The organism is Oceanobacillus sp. FSL K6-0118 (assembly GCF_038006665.1).
GTDB lineage: Bacteria > Bacillota > Bacilli > Bacillales > Amphibacillaceae > Oceanobacillus > Oceanobacillus caeni.
On record NZ_JBBOVR010000001.1, the window covers coordinates 246,388 to 272,200 of the forward strand.

Below are 25,813 nucleotides of genomic sequence, written 5' to 3' on the forward strand. Positions count from 1 at the left end.
ATATTAATTCGTTATATCGTCAGCGGGTCCAAATATTTCGAAATGGATATCTGATTCATTCGCACCAAATTTAGTTAAGTTTTGGTACATAGCTCTCATAAATCCTTTTGGTCCACAGAAGTAAAATGCGGCATCGTTAGTTGGTAAAATAGTGCGTAACCATTCATAATCAATATAGCCTTCTTTATCAAATTGATCTCCTTCAACTGGATTGTCATAAACGGTATAGCTTTTTACTTGTGAGTGATTACGTGTAATTTCATCTACTCGAGCTTTCATAGCATGAAGTTTTCCATTTCTTGCTGCATGGATGTAGTAAACTTCACGTTCAGGCTGTTCCTTAATCACTGTTTCAAGCATACTCATCATTGGCGTTAACCCTACACCACCACTGATTAGGACAAGTGGACGAGTATCTTTAAGGTCTAAAACGAAATCTCCACCGGGTGCACTAATTGGGAGAACGCTCCCTTCTTCTAAATTCGTGTGTAAGAAATTAGAAACAATACCAGCTGGATTATCACCAATTGCGTCTTCCCGTTTTACACTAATACGATAATAATTTTGTCCTGGAGCACAAGACAAGCTATATTGACGTAGATGATTATAAGGTTGATCTTCTATTTCTGCTTTAACAGTAATATATTGTCCAGGTAAAAATGTTGCTATTTCCCCACCATCAACAGGTTGTAGATAGAATGAGGTAATAACATCACTTTCCTTTACTTTTTCTACTACTTTAAAGTCACGGTAATCTACCCAACCACCTTTTTTATTTGCAACTTCTTCATACATTTCCTTTTCAGTAGAGATAAATACATCAGCAATAACACCATATGCCTTTTCCCAGGCAGTCATGATATCGTCTGTTGCAGCATCTCCTAATACTTCTTTAATTGCAATTAATAGATTTTCACCGACGATTGGGTAATGTTCTGGTTTAATATTTAAACTTCTATGCTTCTCGCCAATCTGTTTTACAACGGGTAAAATTGCTCCAAGGTTATCAATGTACATCGCTGCAGCAAGAACAGTATTTGCAAGCGCCTTTTGTTGATCTCCCTTTCGTTGGTTTGTTTGGTTAAAAATATTTTTTAATTCCGGATGATTTTTAAACATTGTTTTATAAAAATGTTTTGTTATTTTAGTACCATGTTCTTGAAGTGCTGGAACAGTTGCCTTTACAGTATCGATTGTTTTTTGGTCTAATGTTAATGTTTCTGTAGCCATTAAAAACCACTCCATTCTATAGGTTTTTTAAACATGTATTTTATATACATCTTTATTGTATATAAAATATTTACATTGTAGCAATAGGGAAAACGGTAATTGTGTTACAATATTGTGAAAGCGATAAAGAGGTTATTCAAACACACATTTAAGTGAGGTAAGATAATTTGCAATTAAAAAAGTATACAGATTACTCGTTGCGTGTTTTAATTTTCACAGGTATGAAGTCGGGAGAGGAACTTGCTAATATAAAGGAAATCTCTCAAGTATTTAATATATCTCCAAATCATCTAGGTAAAATAGTACATCAATTAAATAAACTGGGATTGCTAGAAACAATAAGAGGGAGAAATGGGGGATTTCGTCTATCTAAACCAGCGGATGAAATAAATATTGGTTTACTTGTTCGAGCATTAGAAAGCGAATCACCACTATTAGAATGCTTTGATAAGGGGTCTAACCATTGTGTGATTACACCTGCTTGTACATTAAAACATGTTTTGAATAGGGCATTACATTCCTTTTATAAGGTTTTAGAGGGTTATACTTTGCAAGATTTAATCCAAAATGAACAAGAACTAAAAGAACTTATGGGAATTTCAAAATAAAAAAGTGGATTCTACTCTAATAAGTAAGAATCCACTTTTATCATAAATAAAGTACGCTTAATGAACTATTCCAACTTTGTAACGTTAAATTGGTCTCCTAATAATAGCCAATTTTGCGGAAATGCTAAGCCTAATTTCCAGTAAGCAATACCGAGTATATCTAACTCCCGAATTAAGTCAAATTTTGCTTGTATGGATCTCGCGTCCTCAAACCATACCTCATGCTCTTTTCCATTTGAATCCCAATAATGAAAATATGGAGCTTGAGAACCTTCGTCATATTCAATGGCCGCATTATTTTCACGGGCGATTGCAATGGCTCGCTGTGGGCTTACTGCTTTTGCTGCAGGTCCTCCTTGGACGAATGGAAGGGTCCAGTCATACCCATATAAATTTTGCCCCATTACAATTTTTTCCTTTGGTATTTCTGTTAAGGCATACTCTAAAACACGACGAACTTCGTCAATCGGAGAAACTGCCATCGGAGGTCCGTAACTATATCCCCATTCATATGTCATTAGTACGACAAAGTCAGCAATCTCCCCATGTGTTCTATAGTCATGAGTTTCATATAAGGTTCCTTGTTGTGTTGCACTTGTTTTCGGGGCTAAGGCGGTCGACATAATAAGCCCAACCTGGGATAAGCGTGCTTTAGCTTTACGTAGAAACTCATTATACGCCTCCCTATCTTCAGGGTTTACAAATTCTATATCAAAGTGGACGTCACGATAACCACCTGCTGTAGCGGTATTCACTATTTGGTCTAATAATGTATTTTGAACAGCGCTAACGGTCAATATAATATGTGCTAAATCTGAACTAAAGGAACCTTCTTCTAAATTGGTAACGACCATTGATAGTGATGTACCATATTGCCTAGCTATTTGTGGCAAATTACCGGTAGGAGGCGGACTAAGCGTTCCATCCCGATTCACTTGGTAACTGAAATGAGCTAAATAAGTTAAATAAGGAGATGCTTTCCGTGCTGCATTCTCAAGATTTTCGGAAACAGTCCCACCAAGTGGTTCAAAATAAGCTATGGATGTTATCGCCCTTTTTTTAGGTGGGGGGACATATAATCTAAAGTTGATAGGCAAATTGGCGTTAACCGATATGTTGTTAATAGCAGCCAACTCTGTATAAGATAATCCGAATTTTCTAGAAATGGAGGAAAGGGAATCTCCCGGTTGTACAAAATAAAACTGGCCTATTATTGGAATAACTAAGGACTGGCCTACTACAAGTTGATTGGGAGTCTCTAACTCATTAGCTTGGGTAATAGCATTTATAGAGGAATTGTATGTACGTGCTATTTGATACAAAGAATCTCCTGGCTGAACAACATGAATTTGCAATAAACTTCCTCCTTTAAAATGAATGTTTGTTATTACCAATTGTATGAAAATTCGAAAGGACTTATGTCAATGGAATGATATTAATTAATAAAAGATACTTGATATATTGTTGAAGAGTCATTATTATTAGCGATATAATTTTAGAAAAGTTGTGATCACAATGGATGAAAAATTTATGCATGCTGCTATTATGGAAGCGGAAAAGGCACGTAAATTAAATGAGGTACCAATTGGTGCTGTCATCGTTTATCAAGATGAAATTATTGCTTCAGGTTTTAATCTGCGTGAGTCCTCTCAATCGGCTTTATCTCATGCGGAATTGATTGCAATAGAGGAAGCTAACAAAGGAATAGGAAGTTGGCGATTGGAAGATTGTACACTTTATGTGACTTTAGAGCCGTGCCCTATGTGTGCAGGTGCTATCGTTCAATCTAGGATCCCACATGTTGTTTATGGTGCATATGATCCTAAGGCAGGGTGTGCAGGAACCATAATGAATTTACTTGATGAACCTAGGTTTAATCATCAAGTAAAGGTAACTAGCGGAATACTGGAGGAAGAGTGCTCAAAATTATTAACTGACTTTTTCCGTGACCTTAGAAACAGGAAGAAAGATAGCTCTAATTGAACTTTACTATTATTTCCATTGCAAAATGAACCTAATACCGATATAATGATAATTACCGTGCTAAGCGGGGAGGTAGCGGTGCCCTATACTCGCAATCCGCTATAGCGAGGCCGAATCCCCATTCGAGGTGGGCGATTGTATGGTCTGTCCTTAAGGAATTGGCGTTGACGCCCGGGTCCTGCGCAACAGAAACCCACGAACCCTGTCAGGTCCGGAAGGAAGCAGCAGTAAGTGGTCATTTCTGTGTGCCGCAGGGAAGCCTAGGCTGAGCCATGAACTTAAGTAACGCATATAGTCGTCTCATCGACAATGGGTGCACGGTATACATAGAATATAAAAAGTTAGAGATAGCATCTCTAACTTTTTTTGTACAATAAATTACCTTATGCAGCCTTTATTAATGAAATGATTTTTTCGTGACAGTTCACATTCACCCTTCAAATCGGGTATAATGAAAATAAATATAAGTGCGTGTTCAAAAGGGAGGATGAAATGCGAAATGTCATTTTCACCGGACCTTTTGAACAACCTCTATAAAGGGGAATTTACGCTATGAGCTATCAAGCATTATACCGAGTCTGGCGTCCAAGGAAATTTGAAGACGTAGCAGGACAAACACATATTATTCGTACATTACAAAATGCAATTGTTGAACAAAAGTTTTCGCATGCTTATGTATTCTCAGGGCCAAGGGGGACTGGGAAAACAAGTGCTGCCAAAATCTTCTCAAAAGCAATTAACTGTGAGCACGCCCCCGTTAAAGAACCGTGTAATGAATGTGCAGCCTGCCGAGGAATACAAGATGGTACGATTCCAGATGTGATTGAGATTGATGCTGCTTCCAATACAAGTGTGGATGACATTCGTGAAATACGGGAAAATGTAAAATACGCATCAAGCTCTGTTCCTTATAAGGTGTATATCATTGATGAGGTACACATGATTTCTAATAATGCATTTAACGCCTTATTAAAAACACTAGAAGAACCACCAAAACATGTTGTGTTTATTTTAGCAACAACAGAACCGCATAAAATTCCCTTAACCATTTTATCGAGATGTCAGAGATTTGATTTTAAGCCAATCTCTAATCAAGCGATAGTGAATCGAATGAAGACAATTATAGAAGCGGAGAACCTAACTGTTACGGAAGAGGCTTTGGAAACTGTAGCTCTTGCTGCAGAGGGTGGAATGCGTGATGCATTAAGTATTTTAGATCAAGCTGTTTCATATAGTGAAGATATCGTAGAGTTAGAAGATGTTCTAGCTGTTACCGGTGGAGTATCCCAAGGGGTACTTACTGAAATAGTCGATGCAATGTATAATAAAAACGTTCAAGAGGCTTTAAAGCTGTTGGATACGATTATTCAAAACGGGAAAGATCCTGGTCGATTTGTATATGATTTAATCTACTTTTTACGGGATTTACTCTTATATAAAAGTGCTCCGGCTCTTGAACTTTTGGAAAGGGCGAGAGCTGATGAAGCATTTCAAACGCTTTCCAAAACAATTGGAAATGACTGGATTCAAGCAGCTATCATGCAATTAAATCAATGTCAGCAAGAAATAAAATGGACAAATAGTCCAAAGGTGTTTATTGAAATTGCAATCCTAACGATTACAAATCGCTACCATAGTGAAGAACAACAGTCCGGGACTATAGATTCTGATGCTATATTGAAATTAAACCAAAAGATATCCCAACTCGAAACGCAATTACAACAATTGAGGCAAAATCCAGTTGCAACCGCTAATCCACCACAAGTGGAAAAAAGAAGGCCACAAAGAGCTACTGGTAAGAGCAGTTATAAAGTTCCTTATGAAAGAATTCGTGGGGTTCTTAAAGAAGCAAATAAACCTTCACTAAAACAGGTTCAATCGGGTTGGGCTAATTTTCTAAGTCAGTTAAAAGGGACAAATGCTCCGGCACATGCTACTATTCAGGATAGTAAACCAGTAGCAGCATCTGACCAGGCAATAGTAGTTTCTTTTAAATATGAAATACATTGCTCCTTGTTTTTAGATCATAAAGATACTGTACAATCCGTACTTATGAGTGTATTAGGAAAGCAAATGGAAATAATTGCTATACCTGATCACGATTGGCAGGAACTACGAGCTGATTTTATCCAAAATCAGGAGAAAAGTAATCCTGAAAAAACGAAAGAACAACCAGATCCTGTAGTAGATGAAGCAAAGAAGCTTTTTGGTGATGATTTAGTAGAAATACATGATTAATTTTCTTTAGAAAATAGGATAAATAAAAGGAGGTATTTCCATGAAGGGAAATATGAATAATATGATGAAACAAATGCAAAAAATGCAAAAAAAAATGATGAAGGCTCAAGATGAACTGTTTGAAATGACATTTGAAGCTTCAGCTGGCGGCGGAATGGTAACGGTTATTGCAAATGGTAAAAAGGAAATTACTGATGTTCAAATTAAAGAGGAAGTTGTAGATCCCGATGATATTGAAATGCTTCAAGATTTAATTCTTGCTGCGACAAATGATGTTTTAAAACAAGTAGATGACAAAACAAATGATACAATGGGGCAGTTTACGAAGGGGTTAAATATGCCGGGAATGTTCTAGGAGGCACAACATGTATTATCCAGAACCTATTTCAAAATTAATTGATAGTTTTACCAAATTGCCAGGTATAGGGCCAAAAACAGCTGTACGCCTGGCCTTTTTCGTTATTAATATGAAGGATGACGACGTAATGGATTTTGCGAATGCTCTAGTGAATGCTAAACGGGAACTAACGCACTGCTCTGTTTGTGGTCATATTACCGATCAAGATCCATGTGCGATTTGCTCCGATACATCTAGAGACAATTCTATTATTTGTGTTGTACAAGATCCAAAAGATGTCATTGCTATGGAAAAAATGAAAGAATACAGAGGTAAATATCATGTTCTTCACGGTGCAATTTCCCCAATGGATGGAATTGGCCCAGAGGATATAAATGTCCCTGATTTACTGAAACGCTTAAAGGATGAGGAAGTTCAAGAGATTATACTTGCAACAAATCCAAATATTGAAGGTGAAGCTACCGCAATGTATATTTCACGCCTTGTGAAACCATCAGGTATTCGCACAACCCGAATTGCACATGGTCTTCCAGTTGGTGGAGATTTGGAATATGCAGATGAAGTGACTTTATCAAAAGCGTTAGAGGGTAGAAGAGACTTATAAAAGAAGATGTTCAAAGAGTCCGGTACAGGACGTGCTAGTGTCGGGGTTGAAAAGGACTTCTTAGCCGTTCCGGTTCTTTTTATCTTCCTTTTTGAACACGCATTAAAAAGGTGAAATTATGGGGAAAAAAATAAAGAAAAAAGATGTCGACATGGAACTATTAAATTCGATATATCAATTAGAATTAGAATGGAAACAAATTCATTCTATCATGGAGCATAGTGTGGAGGCATCTTATGTTGGTCGTCTTCAAGAGTCACTCGCTCAAGCGAAGTATATATTTTTATTAAAAGAGGCAAGACATCGGAATTTGCATGCTTTTAAAATAGAGTAATAGAATACTAGAATAACTTTAAGACAAGGGTAATTCCTTGTCTTTTTTAGTTCTTTTCTCTTTCCTTTAGTCATAAGTATAAGATAAAGAAGGCTTCCATCAGTGGGTGTTTTCCTTCATCCTCCTGATGGTTAGTCGCACTTTTCTTTGTATCCCCAGAAGCTTGAGGTGGGGATCTTACTACCCGTTTAGTGGGATAAAAATATATGCGGAAAAAGAGGGGTTGATTTTTTATGAGTTCAACACTCATTATTACTATTATGGTCGCATTAATTGTCCTTTTATTGTTAGTTGGAGCTCCTATAAAGCCAATGAGATTTATTGGACAAGCTACTGTAAAAATTGGAATAGGAATTCTATTTCTATTTTTTGTAAATGTATTTGGCGGTGCCATTGGCTTACATATTCCTATTAATATGTATACCGCCATTGTGGCTGGATTTCTAGGTTTATTTGGGGTAGCCTCCTTAACCGCCATTCATTTATTCATCATTTAGAGGTTGTTCCAAAAAGGTGACCTTAGCCGACCTTGTTCCTTTTCATCCTCCTTTTTGAATACGCACATTTAGGTGAAATTAAAGTTTCAAAGATTCCTTGTATACTTTCCGTTAGATTAGGAGATACTAAATTTTAACGGAGGTGGAAAGGATGGAGAAAGTAAATCTATTTGAACGATGTGGAATTTGTGAAGATGAAAAAGAGACTGGGATTCATTTATACAACATGTTTATTTGTTCAGAGTGTGAACATAACATGATTCATACGGAGCCAAGAGAAGAAAAGTATAAATATTATTTGCACAAGTTGAAAAATATTAGTACACCAAAACTATACTCCTAGTCCAAGTCTTTGCTTGCAAAGGCTTTTTTTCTTGCCGTATTATAATATTTAATAAGCTCAATATTTATACATTCTTTCTTACTTTATAACAAAAATAGAATGGAGATAAGAAATGGATCAGTCAAGTACACCTTTATTTTCTTTGTTAGATAGATTTGCAAGGAAACAATCTACATCTTTCCATGTTCCTGGTCATAAAAATGGTGAGATTTTTGCAGACTTTGCAAGTTCATATTTTAAACAAGTTTTAACATTAGACGTCACTGAGCTTCCGGGTTTGGATGATTTGCATGCCCCAACCGGTGCAATTCAAGAAGCAGAACAACTAGCATCGGAATTTTTTAAGTCAGAGCACACTTTTTTTCTTGTTGGTGGGAGTACAGTTGGTAATTTGGCAATGATCATGGCTTCTGTTCAACCAGGGGATAAAGTTATTGTGCAACGTAATAGCCATAAGTCCATTATGCATGGATTAGAACTAAGTGGTGCAAAGCCTGTTTTTATTGCGCCTGAGTTTGATAAGGATGTTGGTCGTTTTACTTCTCCTAGTTATCAAACTGTAGTAGCAGCAGTTAAGAAACACTCAGATGCAAAGGCTGTTATTCTTACTTATCCAGATTACTTTGGGAGAACCTACGATATAAAAAGAATGATAGACTTCATTCATCAGTATCATATTCCTGTTTTAGTAGATGAGGCCCATGGAGTACATTTTTCTCTAGGAGCTCCTTTTCCAGTATCTTCTCTTGAGTTAGGAGCGGATATCGTCGTTCAATCCGCACATAAAACAGCTCCTGCCATGACCCAATCCTCATACTTACATATTAAAAGTGTTTTTAATCTTAAAGACAAGGTTGCTTATTATTTGCAGATGTTACAATCTAGTAGTCCTTCTTATCCCCTAATGGCATCATTGGATATAGCAAGGAATTATTTAGCTACACGAACAGATGAGGATACAGAAGAGATCATTAGTAGCGTTTCCAAAGTAAGAAAATTACTTGGACAATGTAAAGGATTTGAAGTATTACCGTTAACAAGTAAAGATGACCCATTAAAAATATCTTTAAACGTAAAACCATACTATTCTGTCCAACAAGTAGTCTCAGGATTTGAGGAATTTCATATATACCCGGAATTAACGACAGACCGTCAAATATTGCTCATTCATGGATTGGCGCGGTTTAAACCATTTAGGCAGTTAGAAAAAGCGATAAAAAGAATCAATGAACAATTAAAAAAAGATATAATCCATGCTACAATAGATGTATCAAAGCTTTTTCCAGAAGCCATTTCTGAATTAGCTTTAACCTATCAAGAAATGAATCAATTAACATATACAACTGTCACTCTTGATAAAGGATTAGGGAAAATTGCTGCTGAATCCATTATTCCATATCCACCTGGAATCCCACTTATTTTAAAAGGGGAAAAAATAACAGAAACTCAAGCTATGACGGTGAACCATTTGCTTAAGCAAGGGGTTAACATACAACAAAGAACAAATGGTATCAAAATATATAGCAATGGATAAGACAAGCGTAAGTGCCCGTTTAGCGACATACGTAGGTGAGAAAGTCTCGCTAGTTGCTAGGCGCTTGAGCTGGACATAATAAAGGAGCACAAGTAGAGTGAACGGATATTTTATTACTTTTGAAGGTGTCGAGGGTGCGGGGAAAACAACGATATTGCAAGACATTCACGGTAAATTAGAGTCACTAGGCTATGATGTTGTCTCAACAAGAGAGCCTGGTGGAATCGAAATTGCTGAACAAATACGTCATGTTATTCTTAATACAAACAATACTAAAATGGAAGAAAGAACAGAAGCATTACTATATGCTGCCGCTAGAAGACAACATCTAGTGGAAAAGGTAATCCCGGCACTTGAACAAGGGAAAGTCATTCTATGTGATCGTTTTATCGATAGTAGCTTGGCGTATCAAGGATATGCAAGAGGGCTTGGGATGGATGAGGTATTTGCAATCAATCAATTTGCAATTAAAGATCAGATGCCTAATTTAACTATATTATTTGACCTTGAGCCAAAAAAGGGGTTAAGCCGTATTGCGTCGAATAAAGATAGGGAAAGAAATCGCTTGGATTTGGAAACTATCTCATTTCACGAAAAAGTGTATAAAGGTTACCAAATCCTTTTAGATAAATTTCCCAACCGTATTCAATCCGTAAATGCAGATCAACCATTGGAACAGGTTGGAAAGGAAGTTTTGAATAAGATTCTTCTTTATATAAAAAAATAATCTTGTTAGTCACTCATGATGTAAGATCTCATAATGTATATTAATCAATTCTTATTTAAAAAAAATATAGAGGAGGCCAAGTATGAAGCTAATAATGGCTGTTGTTCAGGATAAGGATACAAATCGCTTAATTAACGTTTTAGGTGAGGAGAATTTCCAATCTACGAAGCTTGCTTCAACTGGTGGTTTTTTAAAAGAAGGTAATACAACATTAATGATTGGATGCGAAGATGGAAACGTAGATAAGGTGTTAAAAATCATTAAAGATAACTGTTCTAATCGTGAACAAATGGTTGCACCTATTTCCCCGATGGGAGGAAATGTAGATTCTTATATACCGAATCCTGTCAAAGTAGAGGTTGGTGGAGCAACCGTGTTTGTTTTACCGATTGAATCGTTTTATCAATTTTAAATATTGAATAATCTCTTTAAGGGGACGAAGTAAATGAAAATCATAAATGAAGTGCATAGGCAAAGAGATCCATCATATACTAGACAAGCAACTACAGAAATGAAATCTTTCCATCATTCACTTCAGTCCCAATATCTATCGCAAAAAAAACAGGAATTAGACAATATGATGAAGAATATTACCTTACAAGGCGAAAAATTAGCCCGTTCCCGAAACTTTAAAGATCTTGCTAAATTTAAAAGATTGATTAAATCCTTCTTAGGAGAAACGGTATCTGGCGGTTTACGTATTAAAAAGGAACAAAGTTTCAATAGGAATGGTAGTAGTCATTTAACTTTAATCAAACAAGTAGATGAAAAACTCATAGAATTAACGGAGCAAGTCATGAGCCAAGAGAAGAAAACAGTTGATATACTTGGGCTAATAGGAGAAATAAAAGGCTTGTTGATTAATTTATATACTTAGAAACAAAGACGTAAGCGTAAGCTAAATTTTTATACTTTCCTATGTCGTTAAGAATAATCGGTAATTTGATATGTTTTGAAGGATGGATATTGGATGAAGACGTGGTCGGAAATTGCAGAGATACAGCCTTTAGCAAGTAAGATAATAACAAATAGTATTAAAAAAGATCGGGTTTCACATGCATATTTAATTCATGGAGAACGTGGCACTGGAAAAGAGGAAATCGCTATTATTCTTGCAAAGGTTCTATTTTGTATGGATCTTAATGGAATAGAACCATGCAATGAATGTATAAACTGTAAACGAATTGAGTCCCATAACCACCCTGATGTTCATTGGATTGAACCTGAAGGAAAGTCTATAAAAAAGGAACAGGTTGAAAATCTGCAAAAGGAATTTACATATTCTGGACTTGAATCTAATAGGAAGGTATATGTAATAAAAGACGCTGATACTTTAACTGTAAATGCTTCTAATCGTATTTTGAAGTTTTTAGAAGAACCGACAAGACAAACAACAGCAATTATGATTACAGAAAACAGTCAAGCCATTCTCCCAACGATTCGTTCACGTTGTCAAATTATAGACTTAAAACCACTAAATCCAGTTTCCTTTCAAAATAAGCTACTAGAAAACGGGCTAAAAAAACAAGAAGCCATCCTATTCAGTGCTTTAACCAATAACCTTCAAGAAGCGATTGAATGGTCAAAAGATCAGTGGTTTGAGGAAGCTAGGAAGTTAGTGATACAATTGGTTGAAATGTTTTCAACCAAACCAGAAGATGTGTACTTATTTATCCATAGTCATTTGATACCTCTCTTAAAAGAAAGAAAAGATCAAGAGAAATTTCTCGATTTATTATTATTAGCATTTAAAGATATTCTTTATTATCACATCGGTAATGAAAATGAACCTATATTCTATCAATCGACAGATGTTTTACTTGAAAAAGCAGCAATGTCATTTTCCGAAGAGCAAATTATAGATAACTTAAATGCTATTTTAAAAGCTAAAAGAAAATTGAAGCAAAATGTTCAACCAACATTAGTGTTTGAACAATTGGCTCTTCAAATACAGAGGTGAAACAAATGATTGAAGTTATTGGCGTTCGGTTTAAAAAGGCGGGGAAGATCTATTACTTTGACCCTGGTGAAGAAGATATTTTACTAAACAGTTATGTTATTGTGGAAACGGTACGTGGCGTTGAGTTTGGAAAAGTAGTCATACAAAATAAAAAGGTAGACGAGGAAGATGTTGTGTTGCCTTTGAAAAAAGTAATCAGGGTTGCTGATGAAAAAGACAAACTCACCGTATTAGAAAATCAGGAAGAAGCTAAAAAGGCCTTTGATATATGTACAACAAAAATAAAGGAACATCAGCTAGATATGAATCTAGTAGAGGTAGAATATACATTTGATCGTAACAAAATTATTTTTTACTTTACCTCTGATGGACGTGTAGACTTTCGAGAATTAGTAAAAGACTTAGCAGCGATGTTCAAAACCCGTATTGAATTAAGACAAATTGGTGTTCGAGACGAAGCAAAAATGCTTGGTGGTATTGGACCGTGTGGAAGAATGCTTTGTTGTTCAACCTTTTTGGGAGATTTTGAACCTGTATCTATTAAAATGGCAAAGGATCAAAGTCTTTCTTTAAACCCGGCTAAGATATCTGGTCTATGTGGTCGCCTTATGTGTTGTTTAAAATATGAAAATGACGAATACGAAAGTGCGAAGCGGGAATTACCAGATATAGGAGAAGCCATGAATACTCCTTATGGAAAAGGGAAAGTGGTTGGATTAAATATCCTTGAGAAATTGATTCAAATCGAAATCCCAGAAAAAGAACGTGTTATTGAATATACTTTAGATGAACTAATTGAAGAGGGAATTTTAGCTCAGGGCCAAAGATAACGAGGTGAGTGGGAGTGAGGAATCGGCAAATCTTTGATCAAGTGTCTGATATGGAAAAACAAATCGGAGAATTATATCAGCAACTTGGTGATCTTAAACAAAAGTTAAGTGAATTACTAGAAGAAAATCATCGACTTGCTATGGAAAATCATAATCTCAGAAACCATTTAGATACGATAGAAGAAGGTAAACAAAAAACATCTAATAAAGAAAAATCAGCTAAGAAAAAAGATAACTTACCAAGTGAAGGATATGACAATTTAGCAAGATTGTATGATGAAGGATTCCATATTTGTAATTTAGAATTTGGAAGACCGAGAAGAAACGAGGATTGTATGTTTTGTCTTGAGTTCTTTGATAAAACAAAGTAGAATTCGGAAATATGTTAATCCATATAAACGAAAAAATACTGTCTCTATATAGGGGCAGTTTTCTTTTAATTGGTATAAAATTTACATAACTAGTTTTCTAATGTATAGAAAGATCATAAATATGTTAAACGGTAATAGCTAAAGTTTCGATTAGGAGCAGGAGAGATAGATGGTACAATTATTGGACGATGAACGTATAGACTTCTTATTAGCTGACGAAAGTATGAGTATTATTCAAAGTGCAACTGCTTTCGCCTTTTCTTTAGATGCTGTGTTACTTGCACATTTTGCCTCTGTCCCAAAAAGGAGAGGGAAGGTTTTAGATTTATGTACAGGTAATGGGGTTATCCCTTTATTGTTAACTAGAAAGACCAAGGTCGAAATAACTGGTGTTGAAATTCAAGAGCGTATATTTAGTATGGCGGAGCGAAGTATTGAATTGAATCAATTGCAGGAGCAAATACATGTCATTCACGGTGATTTAAAAGAGATGAAACATGTTTTAAAGCAAAGCGCTTATGATGTAGTGACATGCAATCCACCTTATTTTCAAACACCTTCCAGTAAGGAACAAAATCAAAATGAATATTTAACCATCGCAAGGCACGAAGTTTATTGTACATTAGAAGATGTTGTAAAGGCATGTAAACTACATGTAAAACCTGGAGGAAAAGTAGCGATGGTTCACAGACCAGGGAGACTTGTAGATATGATAGCTCTATTTAGAAAATACAACATTGAGCCAAAACGGATGCAGCTCGTATTTCCGAAAATGGGGAAAGAGGCAAATATGCTTTTAATCGAAGGGATCCGAGATGGTAAAGCAGATTTGAAAATTCTACCACCATTGTATATATACAACGAAGATGGTACATATACAAAGGAAGCAGAGGGAATTATATATGGAGGATAAAGAACATTTCGTTTACATGTTAAGGTGTAAAGACAATTCCCTATATACAGGATATACCAATAACCTAGAGAACCGTTTGAAGGCACATAGGGACGGAAAAGGGGCAAAGTATACGAGAGGTAGAGGGCCATTTCAAGTTGTATACATTGAAAAAATAGCAACGAAAGAGGAAGCTTTAAAAAGAGAGTATGAAATAAAACAACTAAAGAGAAAAGAGAAACTATTACTAATCCAGAATTGGTTGAAAGAAGTGGTTCAGAATGAAAATTCAAAAGAGCTTTAGTGATGAAAACCTAGGGGCTATTTATGTCGTACCAACACCAATTGGAAATTTAGAAGATATTACATTTAGGGCTTTGAATACGTTAAAAGATGTATCAATCATTGCAGCAGAGGATACAAGAAACACAAAGAAGCTTTTAAACCATTTTGAAATAAATGTACCACTTATTAGTTACCATGAGCATAATAAGCTTTCTAGAGAAGAAAAATTATTAGAGCGGGTGAGAAGAGGGGAGTCTATTGCTATTGTCAGTGATGCTGGGATGCCAGCTATTTCAGATCCGGGATATGAATTAGTAAGATCAGCAATAGAGGAGGAACTGAAAGTAGTCGTTCTACCAGGGGCGAATGCAGCCCTTTGTGCTTTAGTAGGTTCTGGGCTTTCCACGAATGAGTTTTATTTTTATGGATTCTTGCCTCGAAAGAAGAAAGATAAGGAATCAGAATTAGAGCGTTTAAAATATATTCAAGCTTCTTTATTATTTTATGAATCGCCATATCGTATTAAAGAAACCCTACTAACAATGCATAAAGTTCTGGGAAATAGACAAATAGCGATTGCTAGAGAGCTAACGAAACGGTTTGAGGAATTTACTAGAGGTTCTGTTGAAGAATTAATTGAGTGGGCAAATCAGAATGAGCAAAAAGGGGAATTTTGCTTAGTTGTTGCTGGAAATGACGAAGAAGAGGAAGAGACGGAAATATGGTGGAAAGACTTAACCATTATGGAACACGTAAATTACTATATCCATAAAAGTCAATTATCTTCAAAGGAAGCTATAAAACAAGTTGCTACAGACAGGAATATGCCTAAACGAGAAATATATCAAGCCTATCATGTAGATTAACAAAAGCGGAAGAGCCTGGTTAGGGAAGTTCGCTAGTTCCTGGGCGCTGGAGCTGGACGTGGCCTTCCTTATGGCAAGCTTTGATAAGCTGAATTCTTATATCTTCTTACCTACTAAAAAAGAGAGTTGACGTGCTTCTGCAAGCGTCAGCTCTCTTTGGGCTTTTAATTGATTTTAACAAGGGGTTACGTTTTTGTAAATAGAAATTTGTAGAAAATTATCCTATTTTCAATTTTATTAATCATTGTGGTTTAATAGGGATTCAATTTCCTTAAGTAGTAATTTAGCACTAGTTTGACTTAAAACAATCTTACCATCTGCTAATACCAAGTTTTCCTCCGAATATTCACCTGAAATTTGACATGTCAAATTTGGTTGGTGTTTTTTAAGAACTATTTTATTTTTATCAAGGGATATTTCCATTTTATCTTTTGGTTGAATGTCTAACGTATTTCTAATTTCTACTGGAAGTACTACCCTTCCAAGTTCATCAACTTTACGGAACATTCCGGTTGAATTCATAGTAAGCCCCCTAATTTTTGAATTTGAATTCTATCTATATTAGTAAAGGAAATGGTGGTTTTTAAATAATTTAGATTTTCTGACAATTTCTTTGCTTTAGAATAGCAATATTTTATTTCGATGTCAATATTTAAGGTATTATAATTTGAATGCTAAATTAAAAAAAGCCTATGCAAATGCTTATCTTATCTTGATTTGGTCCATAATTAATAATACACAGTATTTGGCAAAATACGTTATAATAGCTACAATGGTAATAGTTTAAAAATGACATTTTTGTAGACTTTTTAATTTTTAATTAGAACTTTGTCGGAAAAACCCCTAAAGCCAAGTTTTTTTAAGGAGGTAGCAGCATGCTAGAGGAGAAAAAAACGTTTTACATTACTACACCAATCTATTATCCAAGTGGTAATTTACATATAGGTCATGCATATTCAACAGTTGCAGGTGATGTAATAGCTAGGTACAAACGTATGCGTGGTTATGATGTAATGTATTTAACTGGAACGGATGAGCACGGACAAAAAATTCAAAAGAAGGCAGAAGAAAAAGGTGTAACCCCACAGGAATACGTAGATGAGATTGTTAGTGGTATTCAAGATTTATGGAAAAAACTAAAGATTTCAAATGACGATTTTATCCGTACAACAGAAGATAGACATAAAGATGTCGTTGAGAAAATCTTTGATCAGCTAGTAAAACAAGGCGATATTTACCTTGATGAATATGAAGGCTGGTATTGTACATCTTGTGAATCTTTCTTTACGGAGAGACAATTAAATGAAGGAAGCTGTCCAGATTGTGGTGGTCCGGTTGAAAAGGTTAAAGAAGAGTCCTATTTCTTTAAAATGAGCAAGTATGTGGATCGACTAGTTCAATATTATGAAGATAATCCGGAATTCATCCAACCTGAAAGTCGTAAAAACGAAATGCTTAATAACTTTATAAAACCAGGTTTAGAAGACTTAGCTGTATCACGTACTTCTTTTGATTGGGGAATTAAAGTCCCTGGAAACCCAAAACATGTTATTTATGTATGGGTAGATGCGTTAACGAACTATATTACGGCACTTGGTTACGGAACTGAAAACGATGAGAAGTTTAGGAAATATTGGCCTGCGGATGTTCACTTAATGAGTAAAGAGATTGTTCGATTCCATACTATTTATTGGCCAATCATATTAATGGCGCTTGATTTACCTTTACCGAAAAAGGTATTTGCACACGGATGGATTTTGATGAAGGATGGAAAAATGTCGAAATCAAAAGGTAATGTGGTAGACCCGGTAAGTCTGATAAACCGTTATGGGCTAGATGCTTTACGTTACTACTTATTACGCGAAGTACCATTTGGTCATGATGGTGTATTTACTCCAGAAGGATTCGTAGAAAGAACAAATTATGATTTAGCAAATGACTTAGGTAATTTGTTAAATCGAACAGTGGCAATGATTAAAAAGTATTTTGATGGAGAAATCCCTGTATATAAATCATCTGAAACAGAAGTAGACGGTGAACTTGAACAATTTGCTAAGGATACGATTAAAAGAGTAGAAGAAGCGATGGAAAATATGCAGTTCTCTGTTGCGCTTTCTTCCTTATGGCAATATATTAGCCGAACAAATAAATATATTGATGAAACCCAACCATGGGTACTTGCAAAAGACGAACAAAATAATGAAAGATTAGGAAATGTGATGGCTCATTTAGCCGAATCATTGAGAAAGTCAGCTGTGATGCTTCAACCATTCTTAACAGAAGCACCAACAGAAATATTCCGTCAGTTAAATATTACGAATGAATCTTTAAAAGTGTGGGATAGTGTTTATAAGGACGGAGAAATCCCAGCTGGAACGAAGGTTCAAAAAGGTGACCCTATTTTCCCAAGACTCGATGTAGAAAAAGAAATCGAAGCTATTAAAGCAATGATGAAAAAAACAGTGGTTGAAGAACCAAAAAAAGAAGAAGATAAAAAAGAACAAATCGAGTATGACGACTTTATGAAGTTAGATTTACGAGTTGGTGAAGTATTAAAAGCTGAAAAGGTAAAAAAAGCTGACAAATTGCTAAAACTACAACTTGACCTTGGATCGGAAAAACGTCAAATTGTCTCAGGGATTGCGAAGTACTATGAGCCAGAACAATTAGTAGGTAAAAAGGTTATTTGTGTAACAAATCTGAAACCTGTCAAGCTACGCGGAGAAATGTCAGAGGGTATGATTTTGTCAGGCGAAGATGAAAAAGGGAACTTATCTCTAGCAACCGTAGATTCATCTTTACCAAATGGATCCGTTGTGAAGTAAGTAAAATTCAAACTTTAAAAGCCAATCTCGTGGAGAGCTTGGCTTTTTATTCATAGGAGGTAAATATGTTATTTGATACACACGTTCACCTAAATGCAAGACAATTTCTAGAGGATCGCGAAGAAACAATACAGCGTGCATTCGATGCTGGTGTAACATACATGACGGTAGTTGGCTTTGACCATGAAACAATTCCACTTGCCATTGAAATTGCGGAAGCATATGAAACCATTTATGCAGCTGTAGGTTGGCATCCTGTTGATGCAATAGATATGACAGACAAGGAACTTGATTGGATTGAAGAATTAGCAAAGCATCCTAAAGTAGTAGCAATAGGTGAAATGGGCCTTGATTATCATTGGGATAAATCACCAAAGGATGTCCAGAAAGATGTCTTCCGAAAACAAATTCGTCTAGCTAAAAAGCTAAAAATGCCAATCATTATCCATAATCGTGAAGCAACCGAGGACATTATTCAAATTTTAAAAGAGGAAAACGCAAAGGAAATTGGCGGCATTATGCATTGTTATAGTGATTCTGTCAAATATGTAGATGATTGTTTAGATATGAATTTTTATATTTCTTTGGGAGGACCTGTAACATTTAAAAATGCGCCACTACCAAAAGAAGTAGCTCAATATGTCCCTTTAGACCGTCTATTAATAGAAACGGATGCACCTTATTTAGCACCACATCCTAATAGAGGTAAAAGAAATGAACCAGCTTATGTAAAACTAGTAGCGGAGAAAATTGCCGAACTTAGGAATATGAGCTATGAAGATATTAGTGAAATAACTACAAAAAACGCATTTCGCTTCTTTGGAATAGAATAATTTCATTAAAAAATCATCTTTTGGGAAAGTATTTTATTGTTTTCCCTTAATTTTATTATGTTAGCAATCAAATGAAATATAACTGTAACATTATAGTGAAATAATACCAGAACCCAAGTGAATTAATAGAAGAATGATGGCGAAAATAGGGATTAGCGATAAGCTAGTCCCTATTTTTGTTTTCTAATAGATTCCAACATATCCCTTTAGAATCAATTATCTTCTCTTTTTAAGTAAAGTAAAACGATGTCGAATAGGGCTTGTGTAATGGAATTGTAAATCAACCGTAAAAGGAAATTCATTTACTTTACGTATATTTTGTTCATATAATCGTTCATACAAAGGGGGGCAAGATGCATGCGATTTGTATCAAAGCTATTGCCGGCATCAAAAATGAAGCTGGTTATTTCTAGTATAGGTGTACTTGCACTAGTTTTATTTACCAGTATGGTTGTTTTTGAATCAACAAAAGCAGAAGTAATCATTACAAACAACGGTGAAGAGAAAAAAATAAAGACACATAAAAATACCGTTGGTGAAATACTAGATCAAGAAGGTATCGAAGTTGGTGATCATGATGCATTATCCCATAACTTAGATGCTGATATTGAAGACGGTATGAAGATTGATTATGAATCTGCAAAACGACTTACCTTAGAGATAGACGGTAAAGTTCATACATATTATTCAACAGCACAAACATTAAAAGAATTCTTAGAGGAGCAAAGCCTTTCATTCTCGAAGGATGATGAAGTTTCGCTCCAGGATAATGACATATTAAAAGATGGACAAGAAATAAAAGTGAAAAAGGCGTTTGAAGTAACAGTAAATGATGGTGGAGAAGAGAAAGCATCAAAAGTTACAGGTGGAACCGTACAAAATCTATTAGAGAAAAGTGAAATAGAGTTAAATGACCTAGATAAGATTTCTCCTTCCTTAGACGATGTAGTTACTAAAGATACTGTTATTACGATTACCCGTGTGGAAAAAAAGAAGGAGAAAGTAGTAGAAGAAGTTGCCTTTGATACAGAAACTAAAGAGGATTCTTCATTAGAAAAAGGGAAAGAAAAGGTGGTAACGGAAGGGGAAAAAGGAAAGGTCCATAAAACTTTTGAAGTTACCTTAGAAAATGGAGAAGAGGTGGATCGTAAATTATTAGACGAAGCGATTCAGGAGAAAAAGGTAAATCGTGTTGTCGCAGTAGGTACGAAAGAGCCTGCACAAGTAGTATCTGAAACCTCTACCTCTAGTTCAAGCAATAATAATGCTTCAAGTGATAAAACAATAACCATGACTGCAAGTGCGTTTACAGCAAGTTGTAATGGCTGTTCTGGTTACACAACAACAGGAATTAACTTGAAGGATAATCCAAATAATAAGGTAATTGCAGTAGATCCAAATGTCATTCCTTTAGGAACAAAAGTATGGGTGGAAGGATATGGAGAGGCAATTGCTGGTGATACTGGTGGTAATATTAATGGAAACCGAATTGATGTTCATGTACCGGATAAATCGAAAGCATACAGTTGGGGAGTTCGTGATGTCCAAGTGAAAATCCTTGATTAAGATGTATGTAAGTTATATGCTCTTACCATGATAAATGGTAGGAGCTTTTTATATTTAAAAGCGCTGGAGCTAGATGTGGCCTTTTTATTAACAATAGATGATAGGGGAAATCAATGAAAATTAAAGAAGTCATAGTAGTTGAAGGAAGAGACGATACGACGAAAATAAAACACGCAGTCGATGCAGATACGATAGAAACAAATGGATCAGCAATTAATAAATCTACACTTACCCAAATCAAACATGCACAAGAAAAGCGTGGGGTCATTATTTTCACGGATCCAGACTATCCTGGTGAACGAATTAGACAAATTATTAATGAATATGTTCCGGGTTGTAAACATGCTTTTTTAACGAAAGATAAAGCAAGGGCAAAACATCCGCATAATAAAAGTTTGGGGATTGAACATGCAAGCATTGAAGATATAAGACAAGCCCTAAAGGATGTTTATGAATTAGCTGAACCTATAGAAAGTGAAATAGATCAAGAAGATATTATTAAAGCACGATTAATCGGGACAAAAGAAGCACGAAAAAGAAGGGAAAGACTAGGCGAACTTCTCCAAATAGGTCATACGAATGGGAAGCAGTTATTAAAACGACTAACATTATTTCAAATAACGAAAGACCAGTTTAATCAAGCAATTTTAAAACTGGATCAGGAGGAAGAAGATGAGTAATTATATCGCCACACCATCGCGTACGAAGGAAATTTTAAATAAATATAAGTTTACATTTAAGAAAAGTTTAGGACAAAACTTTTTAGTCGATGTGAATATACTTCAAAATATAGTGAAACATGCTGGTATAGATAAAGACGCAGGTGCCATAGAAATAGGACCAGGAATTGGAGCGTTAACGGAGCAGTTAGCAATTCATGCGGATAAAGTGGTTGCTTTTGAAATCGACCAACGATTATTACCAATATTGAAGGATACCTTAGGTGATTATTCTAATATCAATCTCATCCATCAAGATATTTTAGAAGCAAATGTTAAGGAAGTAATTAAGGAAAACTTTGCTCCGGATCAAAAAGTACATGTCGTTGCAAATTTACCATATTACATTACTACCCCAATTCTAATGAAGTTAATTCAGGATAAATTACCAGTATCGAGCATTACGGTGATGATTCAAAAAGAAGTTGCCGAGAGAATGGCAGCAGAGCCAAATACAAAAAGTTATGGGTCCTTAACTATTGCTTTACAATATTATACGGAGGCTGAAGTGGTTATGGTCGTACCTAAAACAGTTTTTATGCCACAACCAAATGTAGACTCAGCCATATTAAAATTAAACCTAAGAGAGAAGCCTCCTGTTCATGTACAAGATGAGGATTTTTTCTTTGACATAATAAAAGCAAGTTTTGCACAAAGACGGAAAACACTTCAAAATAATTTAAAAAGTTTCTTCAAAGATAAATATGATAAAGACATGATTACGGATATTCTTTTGCAATCCGGTATAGATGCTAAAAGGCGCGGCGAATCCCTAAGTATAGAGGAATTTGCACATTTAGCAAATACATTTACTAATGCACTACAAAAATAAGTTGTCTGTCCACGGCAGATAGCTTATTTTTTGCGATTAACCATCAGTGGGGAATGAAGGAACCCCCCGATGTTGGAAGTCTTCTTTATAAAAATTACTCGTCTTTGCATAAGTGCAACTTGGGCACAATTTCCTAAAAAGGCTTGGCTAAATATCAAGTTTTCTAGAGATCGAGTTCATATAAGGCACAATACTTATTTTCCATTCATAGTTTATAGTGGGAAGGCGTCGTTCTTTCAAGTAGACTATGGGGTGAACGTATGGATTTAACGAAAAATAATTTAGTAACTAGAAAATCCTATAACCATGATTTGCTATTCCGTATTGCGAATATTAAAGACAATATAGCAAGTTTATATGGGGAAGACATGCGACTTGAGGCAGATGCACCATTAGAAGATCTCCGGAGAATTGAAGATAGAGAATTAGAAACAAGAAGAAAAAAAGAAAAGGAAAAAGAAGAATTCTCTTATAGGCTATTTCGTCAAGATTATCAATTAATGAAGGAAAAACGCGATTATCAAGCATCAGATGGATATCAAAACTATGCAAAGTACTTCCAATTGCCCGCAAAAGTCCTTCATCTAGATGGTGATCAAATGTACTTAAGAAAATGTATAGAACTCTATCAGCGAATAGGTTTACAAGTACACGGTGTCCATCTGAATGAAAAGGAAATGCCAAATCAAATTGGTGAATTAGTTCAAAAAATCCAGCCAGATATGATTGTAATAACAGGACACGATTCCTTCTCAAAAAATAAAGGAACAAAAAAGGACTTAAGGGCCTACCGACATTCAAGGTATTTCGCTGAGTCAGTTAGAGAAGCTAGGCGAATTAATCCTAATCTTGATCAACTAGTTATATTTGCAGGTGCTTGTCAGTCTCATTTTGAGTCTCTTATACGTGCAGGAGCAAATTTTGCGAGTTCCCCTACCCGAATTAATATACATGCGTTAGACCCTGTTTATATTGCAGCAAAAATTGCTTATACCTCTTTTATGGAACGAGTCAGTGTGTGGGACGCAATTAGAAATACGTTAACAGGAGAAAAAGGAATGGGTGGGGTAGAAACGAAAGGTTTACTCCGTACTGGAATGCCATATTTATTAGATGATGACTTAGATGATCATAACTATGATAATGATTGAAAAAAGCTTATCCGAATGCTGGATAAGTTTTTTTAAAGGATAAGGAAAATTTAGCTTATTAAATCTTGTTATAGGGAAGGCCATGTCCAGCTCCAGCGCTAAAGCAGTAGCGAGACTTCCTTCGCCTCTATACATTGCTACGAAGCACAAGATGTGTGAGTACAGGCGTTGCGACATGACATCGCGTTCTTGACAAGGGCTTTGTCGCGTTGGTTCATTGAAATTCCTACTAACAAAAGTGAAACTTCTATACATAAATTGAAAACTTTGACAAATAATATGAAAAGTAGACAAAACTTTTTGTTGACATGTAAAAACACATCTTGTTATAATATTACTTTTTGACTATTATACAAGTTTGTGCTATACTATTCGTAGTGAGGTGGAGTGTATTGGCTAAAACATTAATCGAAATTAAGCAAGGTCTTGAAGGTCAGGTAGGAAGAAAACTTAGATTAAAGGCTAACGGTGGCAGACGAAAGACAATTGTACGCCAAGGTACTTTAGCGGAAACATATCCTTCTGTATTTATTGTCGAGTTAGACCAAGACGAAAATGCATTCGAGCGTGTTTCTTACAGCTATGCAGACGTACTAACTGAAACGGTAGAAATTAATTTTTTAGAAGATAATACTTCCATTATTTAAAAGTAAAACAGTGGACAGCCATACGTCTACTGTTTTTTTTCTTTTTTTTGAGAGTATAAAGACCCTTTCTTTCTGAGCTCCGATTATTCGTCCCACCGTAAAGATTTGTATAAGTGCAACTAGGCATTCGTCCCAAGAAACGGCGAATGCCTAATTTTCTAATGGTTTGTGTAAACACCCTTAAAGTAATCAACGTTTCCATGATATTTAATGACCTCGTTTACATAAATTTCCGAGAGTGTTTATTGTTTAAATACATAAACTGAAAATGTCGTGAACAAACTTGAAAGGGGTTGTTCTTTCATGGGAAGACGTAATGGAATGATGTCAAACCAAATGAAGGAAGAGATTGCCAAAGAGTTAGGATTTTACGACACTGTACAACGAGAAGGTTGGGGAGGTATTACCTCTAGAGAAGCCGGTAATATGGTAAAAAGGGCAGTTGAAATTGCCCAACAAAGTATGACTGAAAAAGGCAATTCATAATATTGGATTGCCTTTTTCCTTTCTTAAAGAGGTTATTCAAAAAAAGTGCGGTGAAAAATACGTCGCTACGAAGCACAGGACGTGCGAGTACAGGCGTTGCGACAGGACGTCGCGTTTTTAACCTGTAAGGAAGCCTCCGCTATTGATCTTGATAATTTCTCGCCACTTATATTTGAATATGGTACAATTTGTTTATCTTTTGATGGTACAAGTAGGTGACAGGATGGCACTGATTGAGAGGGCGCCAGCAAAAATAAACTTATCGCTAGATGTATTGCGGAAAAGAGAAGATGGTCTTCACGATGTGGAGATGGTTATGACGACCATTGACTTATCCGATCGTATTGAATTAAAGCCTATTCGTGAAGATAAAATAGAAATATCAATTGAAAGCAGATATGTCCCTGATGATGAGCGAAATTTAGCATATAAAGCTGCACAAGCATTTAAAAATAAATATGGAATCAAAAAGGGTGTTCATATTTCTATAAAGAAAAGTATACCTGTATCAGCAGGACTTGGTGGAGGTAGTACGGATGCAGCAGCGGTATTAAGGGGCCTTAATCGGTTATGGAATTTAAATGTCCCAATGGAAGAATTGGCGAATTTAGGAGCAACATTAGGTGCAGATGTATCATTCTGCATTTATGGAAAAACGGCTATTGCTAGAGGATATGGGGAAAAAATTGAAAGATTAACATCCCCCCCGCCATGTTGGGTAATCTTGGCAAAGCCAAATATTGGGGTATCTACCTGGAAGGTCTTTAATCGAATTGATACGGATGAATTGTATCACCCTAATACAGTTAAAGTGCTAGAGGCGTTATCTGAAGGTGATTTTCATAAACTGTGTAACAATATAGGGAATTCGTTAGAGCCAATTACTTCCTCTATGCACCCAGAGGTATTTCAAATAAGACGAGCGATGAAGAATATGGGAGCGAATGGGGTGCTAATGAGTGGAAGTGGACCTACTGTATATGGATTGGTTAAACAAGAGAATAAGGCTCGAAGTATTTATAATGGAATGCGCGGGTTCTGCGCTGAAGTTTATTTAGTTCGGATATTAGGCTGAGTGTTTGCTAAAATGCGTA

The 25,813-nt window shown here is 35.7% G+C and carries 30 protein-coding genes and 1 other RNA gene; 28 read left to right on the forward strand and 3 right to left on the reverse strand.

The window, feature by feature from the left end:
* Nucleotides 1–3: 3 nt before the first annotated feature.
* Nucleotides 4–1,230: an NO-inducible flavohemoprotein gene (gene hmpA / locus MHI02_RS01165; RefSeq protein ID WP_204798318.1), complete on the reverse strand. Its 1,227-nt coding sequence runs from the start codon at nt 1,228–1,230 to the stop codon at nt 4–6.
* 167 nt (nt 1,231–1,397) lie between these two features.
* Here hmpA and MHI02_RS01170 point away from each other — a divergent pair, with 167 nt between their 5' ends.
* A complete protein-coding gene (locus MHI02_RS01170) occupies nt 1,398–1,838 on the forward strand; it encodes an Rrf2 family transcriptional regulator (RefSeq protein ID WP_341165585.1) in 441 nt (146 codons plus the stop codon).
* 65 nt (nt 1,839–1,903) lie between these two features.
* Here MHI02_RS01170 and MHI02_RS01175 read toward each other — a convergent pair whose 3' ends face one another.
* On the reverse strand, nt 1,904–3,193 hold the full coding sequence (locus MHI02_RS01175; protein WP_341165586.1) for a glycoside hydrolase family 18 protein: 1,290 nt from the start codon (nt 3,191–3,193) through the stop codon (nt 1,904–1,906).
* Between the two features lie 160 nt (nt 3,194–3,353).
* Here MHI02_RS01175 and tadA point away from each other — a divergent pair, with 160 nt between their 5' ends.
* From tadA to rsmI, 18 genes are all read left to right on the forward strand, one after another.
* Entirely contained in the window at nt 3,354–3,821 is a 468-nt protein-coding gene (tadA, locus tag MHI02_RS01180; RefSeq protein ID WP_047186871.1) for a tRNA adenosine(34) deaminase TadA, read from the forward strand.
* 55 nt (nt 3,822–3,876) lie between these two features.
* An RNA gene (ffs, locus tag MHI02_RS01185) (signal recognition particle sRNA large type) lies at nt 3,877–4,142 on the forward strand.
* A 231-nt stretch (nt 4,143–4,373) separates the two neighbouring features.
* The gene (gene dnaX / locus MHI02_RS01190; protein WP_047186872.1) at nt 4,374–6,059 is read left to right on the forward strand and encodes a DNA polymerase III subunit gamma/tau; all 1,686 of its coding nucleotides are present in this window, start codon (nt 4,374–4,376) and stop codon (nt 6,057–6,059) included.
* A gap of 40 nt (nt 6,060–6,099) precedes the next feature.
* On the forward strand, nt 6,100–6,414 hold the full coding sequence (locus MHI02_RS01195) for a YbaB/EbfC family nucleoid-associated protein (RefSeq protein ID WP_047186873.1): 315 nt from the start codon (nt 6,100–6,102) through the stop codon (nt 6,412–6,414).
* A gap of 10 nt (nt 6,415–6,424) precedes the next feature.
* Nucleotides 6,425–7,021 (forward strand): recombination mediator RecR, encoded by a 597-nt coding sequence (gene recR, locus MHI02_RS01200; RefSeq protein WP_047186874.1) that lies wholly within the window; start codon nt 6,425–6,427, stop codon nt 7,019–7,021.
* 118 nt (nt 7,022–7,139) lie between these two features.
* On the forward strand, nt 7,140–7,355 hold the full coding sequence (locus tag MHI02_RS01205; protein WP_047186875.1) for a YaaL family protein: 216 nt from the start codon (nt 7,140–7,142) through the stop codon (nt 7,353–7,355).
* A 233-nt stretch (nt 7,356–7,588) separates the two neighbouring features.
* Nucleotides 7,589–7,852, forward strand: coding sequence for a pro-sigmaK processing inhibitor BofA family protein (locus tag MHI02_RS01210; RefSeq protein WP_047186876.1), 264 nt, complete (start codon nt 7,589–7,591; stop codon nt 7,850–7,852).
* A gap of 151 nt (nt 7,853–8,003) precedes the next feature.
* Nucleotides 8,004–8,195 (forward strand): sigma factor G inhibitor Gin, encoded by a 192-nt coding sequence (locus MHI02_RS01215; protein WP_047186877.1) that lies wholly within the window; start codon nt 8,004–8,006, stop codon nt 8,193–8,195.
* Nucleotides 8,196–8,307: 112 nt separating this feature from the next.
* Nucleotides 8,308–9,729, forward strand: a complete 1,422-nt coding sequence (locus MHI02_RS01220; protein ID WP_204798314.1) for an aminotransferase class I/II-fold pyridoxal phosphate-dependent enzyme — start codon at nt 8,308–8,310, stop codon at nt 9,727–9,729.
* Between the two features lie 97 nt (nt 9,730–9,826).
* The gene (tmk, locus tag MHI02_RS01225; protein WP_047186879.1) at nt 9,827–10,456 is read left to right on the forward strand and encodes a dTMP kinase; all 630 of its coding nucleotides are present in this window, start codon (nt 9,827–9,829) and stop codon (nt 10,454–10,456) included.
* An 82-nt stretch (nt 10,457–10,538) separates the two neighbouring features.
* The gene (locus MHI02_RS01230; RefSeq protein WP_047186880.1) at nt 10,539–10,868 is read left to right on the forward strand and encodes a cyclic-di-AMP receptor; all 330 of its coding nucleotides are present in this window, start codon (nt 10,539–10,541) and stop codon (nt 10,866–10,868) included.
* A gap of 33 nt (nt 10,869–10,901) precedes the next feature.
* On the forward strand, nt 10,902–11,333 hold the full coding sequence (locus tag MHI02_RS01235; RefSeq protein WP_047186881.1) for a YaaR family protein: 432 nt from the start codon (nt 10,902–10,904) through the stop codon (nt 11,331–11,333).
* Between the two features lie 93 nt (nt 11,334–11,426).
* Nucleotides 11,427–12,416 carry a DNA polymerase III subunit delta' gene (holB, locus tag MHI02_RS01240; protein WP_047186882.1) on the forward strand — a complete coding sequence of 330 codons (990 nt, stop codon included), beginning with the start codon at nt 11,427–11,429 and terminating at the stop codon, nt 12,414–12,416.
* 5 nt (nt 12,417–12,421) lie between these two features.
* On the forward strand, nt 12,422–13,246 hold the full coding sequence (locus tag MHI02_RS01245) for a PSP1 domain-containing protein (RefSeq protein ID WP_047186883.1): 825 nt from the start codon (nt 12,422–12,424) through the stop codon (nt 13,244–13,246).
* A gap of 14 nt (nt 13,247–13,260) precedes the next feature.
* Nucleotides 13,261–13,617, forward strand: a complete 357-nt coding sequence (gene yabA, locus MHI02_RS01250; protein ID WP_047186884.1) for a DNA replication initiation control protein YabA — start codon at nt 13,261–13,263, stop codon at nt 13,615–13,617.
* Nucleotides 13,618–13,786: 169 nt separating this feature from the next.
* The gene (locus MHI02_RS01255) at nt 13,787–14,530 is read left to right on the forward strand and encodes a tRNA1(Val) (adenine(37)-N6)-methyltransferase (RefSeq protein ID WP_047186885.1); all 744 of its coding nucleotides are present in this window, start codon (nt 13,787–13,789) and stop codon (nt 14,528–14,530) included.
* Nucleotides 14,520–14,813 carry a GIY-YIG nuclease family protein gene (locus MHI02_RS01260; RefSeq protein WP_047186886.1) on the forward strand — a complete coding sequence of 98 codons (294 nt, stop codon included), beginning with the start codon at nt 14,520–14,522 and terminating at the stop codon, nt 14,811–14,813. The genes MHI02_RS01255 and MHI02_RS01260 overlap by 11 nt, the downstream gene beginning before the upstream one ends.
* Nucleotides 14,791–15,660, forward strand: a complete 870-nt coding sequence (rsmI, locus tag MHI02_RS01265) for a 16S rRNA (cytidine(1402)-2'-O)-methyltransferase (protein WP_047186887.1) — start codon at nt 14,791–14,793, stop codon at nt 15,658–15,660. Before MHI02_RS01260 ends, rsmI begins: the two co-directional genes overlap by 23 nt.
* A 237-nt stretch (nt 15,661–15,897) precedes the next feature.
* On the opposite strand, the gene MHI02_RS01270 is transcribed toward rsmI, so the two are convergent.
* Nucleotides 15,898–16,182 (reverse strand): AbrB/MazE/SpoVT family DNA-binding domain-containing protein, encoded by a 285-nt coding sequence (locus MHI02_RS01270; RefSeq protein WP_047186888.1) that lies wholly within the window; start codon nt 16,180–16,182, stop codon nt 15,898–15,900.
* 353 nt (nt 16,183–16,535) lie between these two features.
* Between MHI02_RS01270 and metG the strand changes: the two genes are divergently transcribed.
* The 9 genes from metG (at nt 16,536) to ispE (ending at nt 25,794) form a co-directional block, all read left to right on the forward strand.
* Nucleotides 16,536–18,485 carry a methionine--tRNA ligase gene (gene metG, locus MHI02_RS01275; protein WP_047186889.1) on the forward strand — a complete coding sequence of 650 codons (1,950 nt, stop codon included), beginning with the start codon at nt 16,536–16,538 and terminating at the stop codon, nt 18,483–18,485.
* A gap of 65 nt (nt 18,486–18,550) precedes the next feature.
* The gene (locus tag MHI02_RS01280; RefSeq protein WP_047186890.1) at nt 18,551–19,318 is read left to right on the forward strand and encodes a TatD family hydrolase; all 768 of its coding nucleotides are present in this window, start codon (nt 18,551–18,553) and stop codon (nt 19,316–19,318) included.
* Nucleotides 19,319–19,675: 357 nt separating this feature from the next.
* Nucleotides 19,676–20,884, forward strand: a complete 1,209-nt coding sequence (locus MHI02_RS01285) for a G5 and 3D domain-containing protein (RefSeq protein WP_145523711.1) — start codon at nt 19,676–19,678, stop codon at nt 20,882–20,884.
* A 113-nt stretch (nt 20,885–20,997) separates the two neighbouring features.
* Entirely contained in the window at nt 20,998–21,564 is a 567-nt protein-coding gene (rnmV, locus tag MHI02_RS01290; protein WP_047186892.1) for a ribonuclease M5, read from the forward strand.
* The gene (rsmA, locus tag MHI02_RS01295; protein ID WP_145523710.1) at nt 21,557–22,435 is read left to right on the forward strand and encodes a 16S rRNA (adenine(1518)-N(6)/adenine(1519)-N(6))-dimethyltransferase RsmA; all 879 of its coding nucleotides are present in this window, start codon (nt 21,557–21,559) and stop codon (nt 22,433–22,435) included. Before rnmV ends, rsmA begins: the two co-directional genes overlap by 8 nt.
* Nucleotides 22,436–22,695: 260 nt before the next feature.
* Nucleotides 22,696–23,586 (forward strand): sporulation peptidase YabG, encoded by an 891-nt coding sequence (yabG, locus tag MHI02_RS01300; RefSeq protein ID WP_341165587.1) that lies wholly within the window; start codon nt 22,696–22,698, stop codon nt 23,584–23,586.
* A 392-nt stretch (nt 23,587–23,978) separates the two neighbouring features.
* The gene (veg, locus tag MHI02_RS01305) at nt 23,979–24,233 is read left to right on the forward strand and encodes a biofilm formation stimulator Veg (protein WP_047186895.1); all 255 of its coding nucleotides are present in this window, start codon (nt 23,979–23,981) and stop codon (nt 24,231–24,233) included.
* Nucleotides 24,234–24,536: 303 nt separating this feature from the next.
* Entirely contained in the window at nt 24,537–24,719 is a 183-nt protein-coding gene (locus MHI02_RS01310) for a small, acid-soluble spore protein, alpha/beta type (RefSeq protein ID WP_047186896.1), read from the forward strand.
* A 223-nt stretch (nt 24,720–24,942) separates the two neighbouring features.
* Entirely contained in the window at nt 24,943–25,794 is an 852-nt protein-coding gene (ispE, locus tag MHI02_RS01315; protein ID WP_047186929.1) for a 4-(cytidine 5'-diphospho)-2-C-methyl-D-erythritol kinase, read from the forward strand.
* Nucleotides 25,795–25,813 lie beyond the last annotated feature (19 nt).

Bases quoted from the DNA above. Each gene is read 5' to 3' on its own strand.
- rnmV (WP_047186892.1), top strand. From the start codon at position 20,998: ATGAAAATTAAAGAAGTCATAGTAGTTGAAGGAAGAGACGATACGACG.
- tadA (WP_047186871.1), top strand. From the start codon at position 3,354: ATGGATGAAAAATTTATGCATGCTGCTATTATGGAAGCGGAAAAGGCA.
- MHI02_RS01285 (WP_145523711.1), top strand. From the start codon at position 19,676: ATGCGATTTGTATCAAAGCTATTGCCGGCATCAAAAATGAAGCTGGTT.
- rsmI (WP_047186887.1), top strand. From the start codon at position 14,791: ATGAAAATTCAAAAGAGCTTTAGTGATGAAAACCTAGGGGCTATTTAT.
- MHI02_RS01230 (WP_047186880.1), top strand. From the start codon at position 10,539: ATGAAGCTAATAATGGCTGTTGTTCAGGATAAGGATACAAATCGCTTA.
- MHI02_RS01215 (WP_047186877.1), top strand. From the start codon at position 8,004: ATGGAGAAAGTAAATCTATTTGAACGATGTGGAATTTGTGAAGATGAA.
- MHI02_RS01260 (WP_047186886.1), top strand. From the start codon at position 14,520: ATGGAGGATAAAGAACATTTCGTTTACATGTTAAGGTGTAAAGACAAT.
- MHI02_RS01255 (WP_047186885.1), top strand. From the start codon at position 13,787: ATGGTACAATTATTGGACGATGAACGTATAGACTTCTTATTAGCTGAC.
- MHI02_RS01280 (WP_047186890.1), top strand. From the start codon at position 18,551: ATGTTATTTGATACACACGTTCACCTAAATGCAAGACAATTTCTAGAG.
- metG (WP_047186889.1), top strand. From the start codon at position 16,536: ATGCTAGAGGAGAAAAAAACGTTTTACATTACTACACCAATCTATTAT.
- MHI02_RS01235 (WP_047186881.1), top strand. From the start codon at position 10,902: ATGAAAATCATAAATGAAGTGCATAGGCAAAGAGATCCATCATATACT.
- MHI02_RS01220 (WP_204798314.1), top strand. From the start codon at position 8,308: ATGGATCAGTCAAGTACACCTTTATTTTCTTTGTTAGATAGATTTGCA.
- hmpA (WP_204798318.1), bottom strand. From the start codon at position 1,230: ATGGCTACAGAAACATTAACATTAGACCAAAAAACAATCGATACTGTA.
- ispE (WP_047186929.1), top strand. From the start codon at position 24,943: ATGGCACTGATTGAGAGGGCGCCAGCAAAAATAAACTTATCGCTAGAT.
- MHI02_RS01195 (WP_047186873.1), top strand. From the start codon at position 6,100: ATGAAGGGAAATATGAATAATATGATGAAACAAATGCAAAAAATGCAA.
- holB (WP_047186882.1), top strand. From the start codon at position 11,427: ATGAAGACGTGGTCGGAAATTGCAGAGATACAGCCTTTAGCAAGTAAG.
- MHI02_RS01245 (WP_047186883.1), top strand. From the start codon at position 12,422: ATGATTGAAGTTATTGGCGTTCGGTTTAAAAAGGCGGGGAAGATCTAT.
- dnaX (WP_047186872.1), top strand. From the start codon at position 4,374: ATGAGCTATCAAGCATTATACCGAGTCTGGCGTCCAAGGAAATTTGAA.
- recR (WP_047186874.1), top strand. From the start codon at position 6,425: ATGTATTATCCAGAACCTATTTCAAAATTAATTGATAGTTTTACCAAA.
- rsmA (WP_145523710.1), top strand. From the start codon at position 21,557: ATGAGTAATTATATCGCCACACCATCGCGTACGAAGGAAATTTTAAAT.
- yabG (WP_341165587.1), top strand. From the start codon at position 22,696: ATGGATTTAACGAAAAATAATTTAGTAACTAGAAAATCCTATAACCAT.
- MHI02_RS01205 (WP_047186875.1), top strand. From the start codon at position 7,140: ATGGGGAAAAAAATAAAGAAAAAAGATGTCGACATGGAACTATTAAAT.
- MHI02_RS01310 (WP_047186896.1), top strand. From the start codon at position 24,537: ATGGGAAGACGTAATGGAATGATGTCAAACCAAATGAAGGAAGAGATT.
- MHI02_RS01210 (WP_047186876.1), top strand. From the start codon at position 7,589: ATGAGTTCAACACTCATTATTACTATTATGGTCGCATTAATTGTCCTT.
- MHI02_RS01270 (WP_047186888.1), bottom strand. From the start codon at position 16,182: ATGAATTCAACCGGAATGTTCCGTAAAGTTGATGAACTTGGAAGGGTA.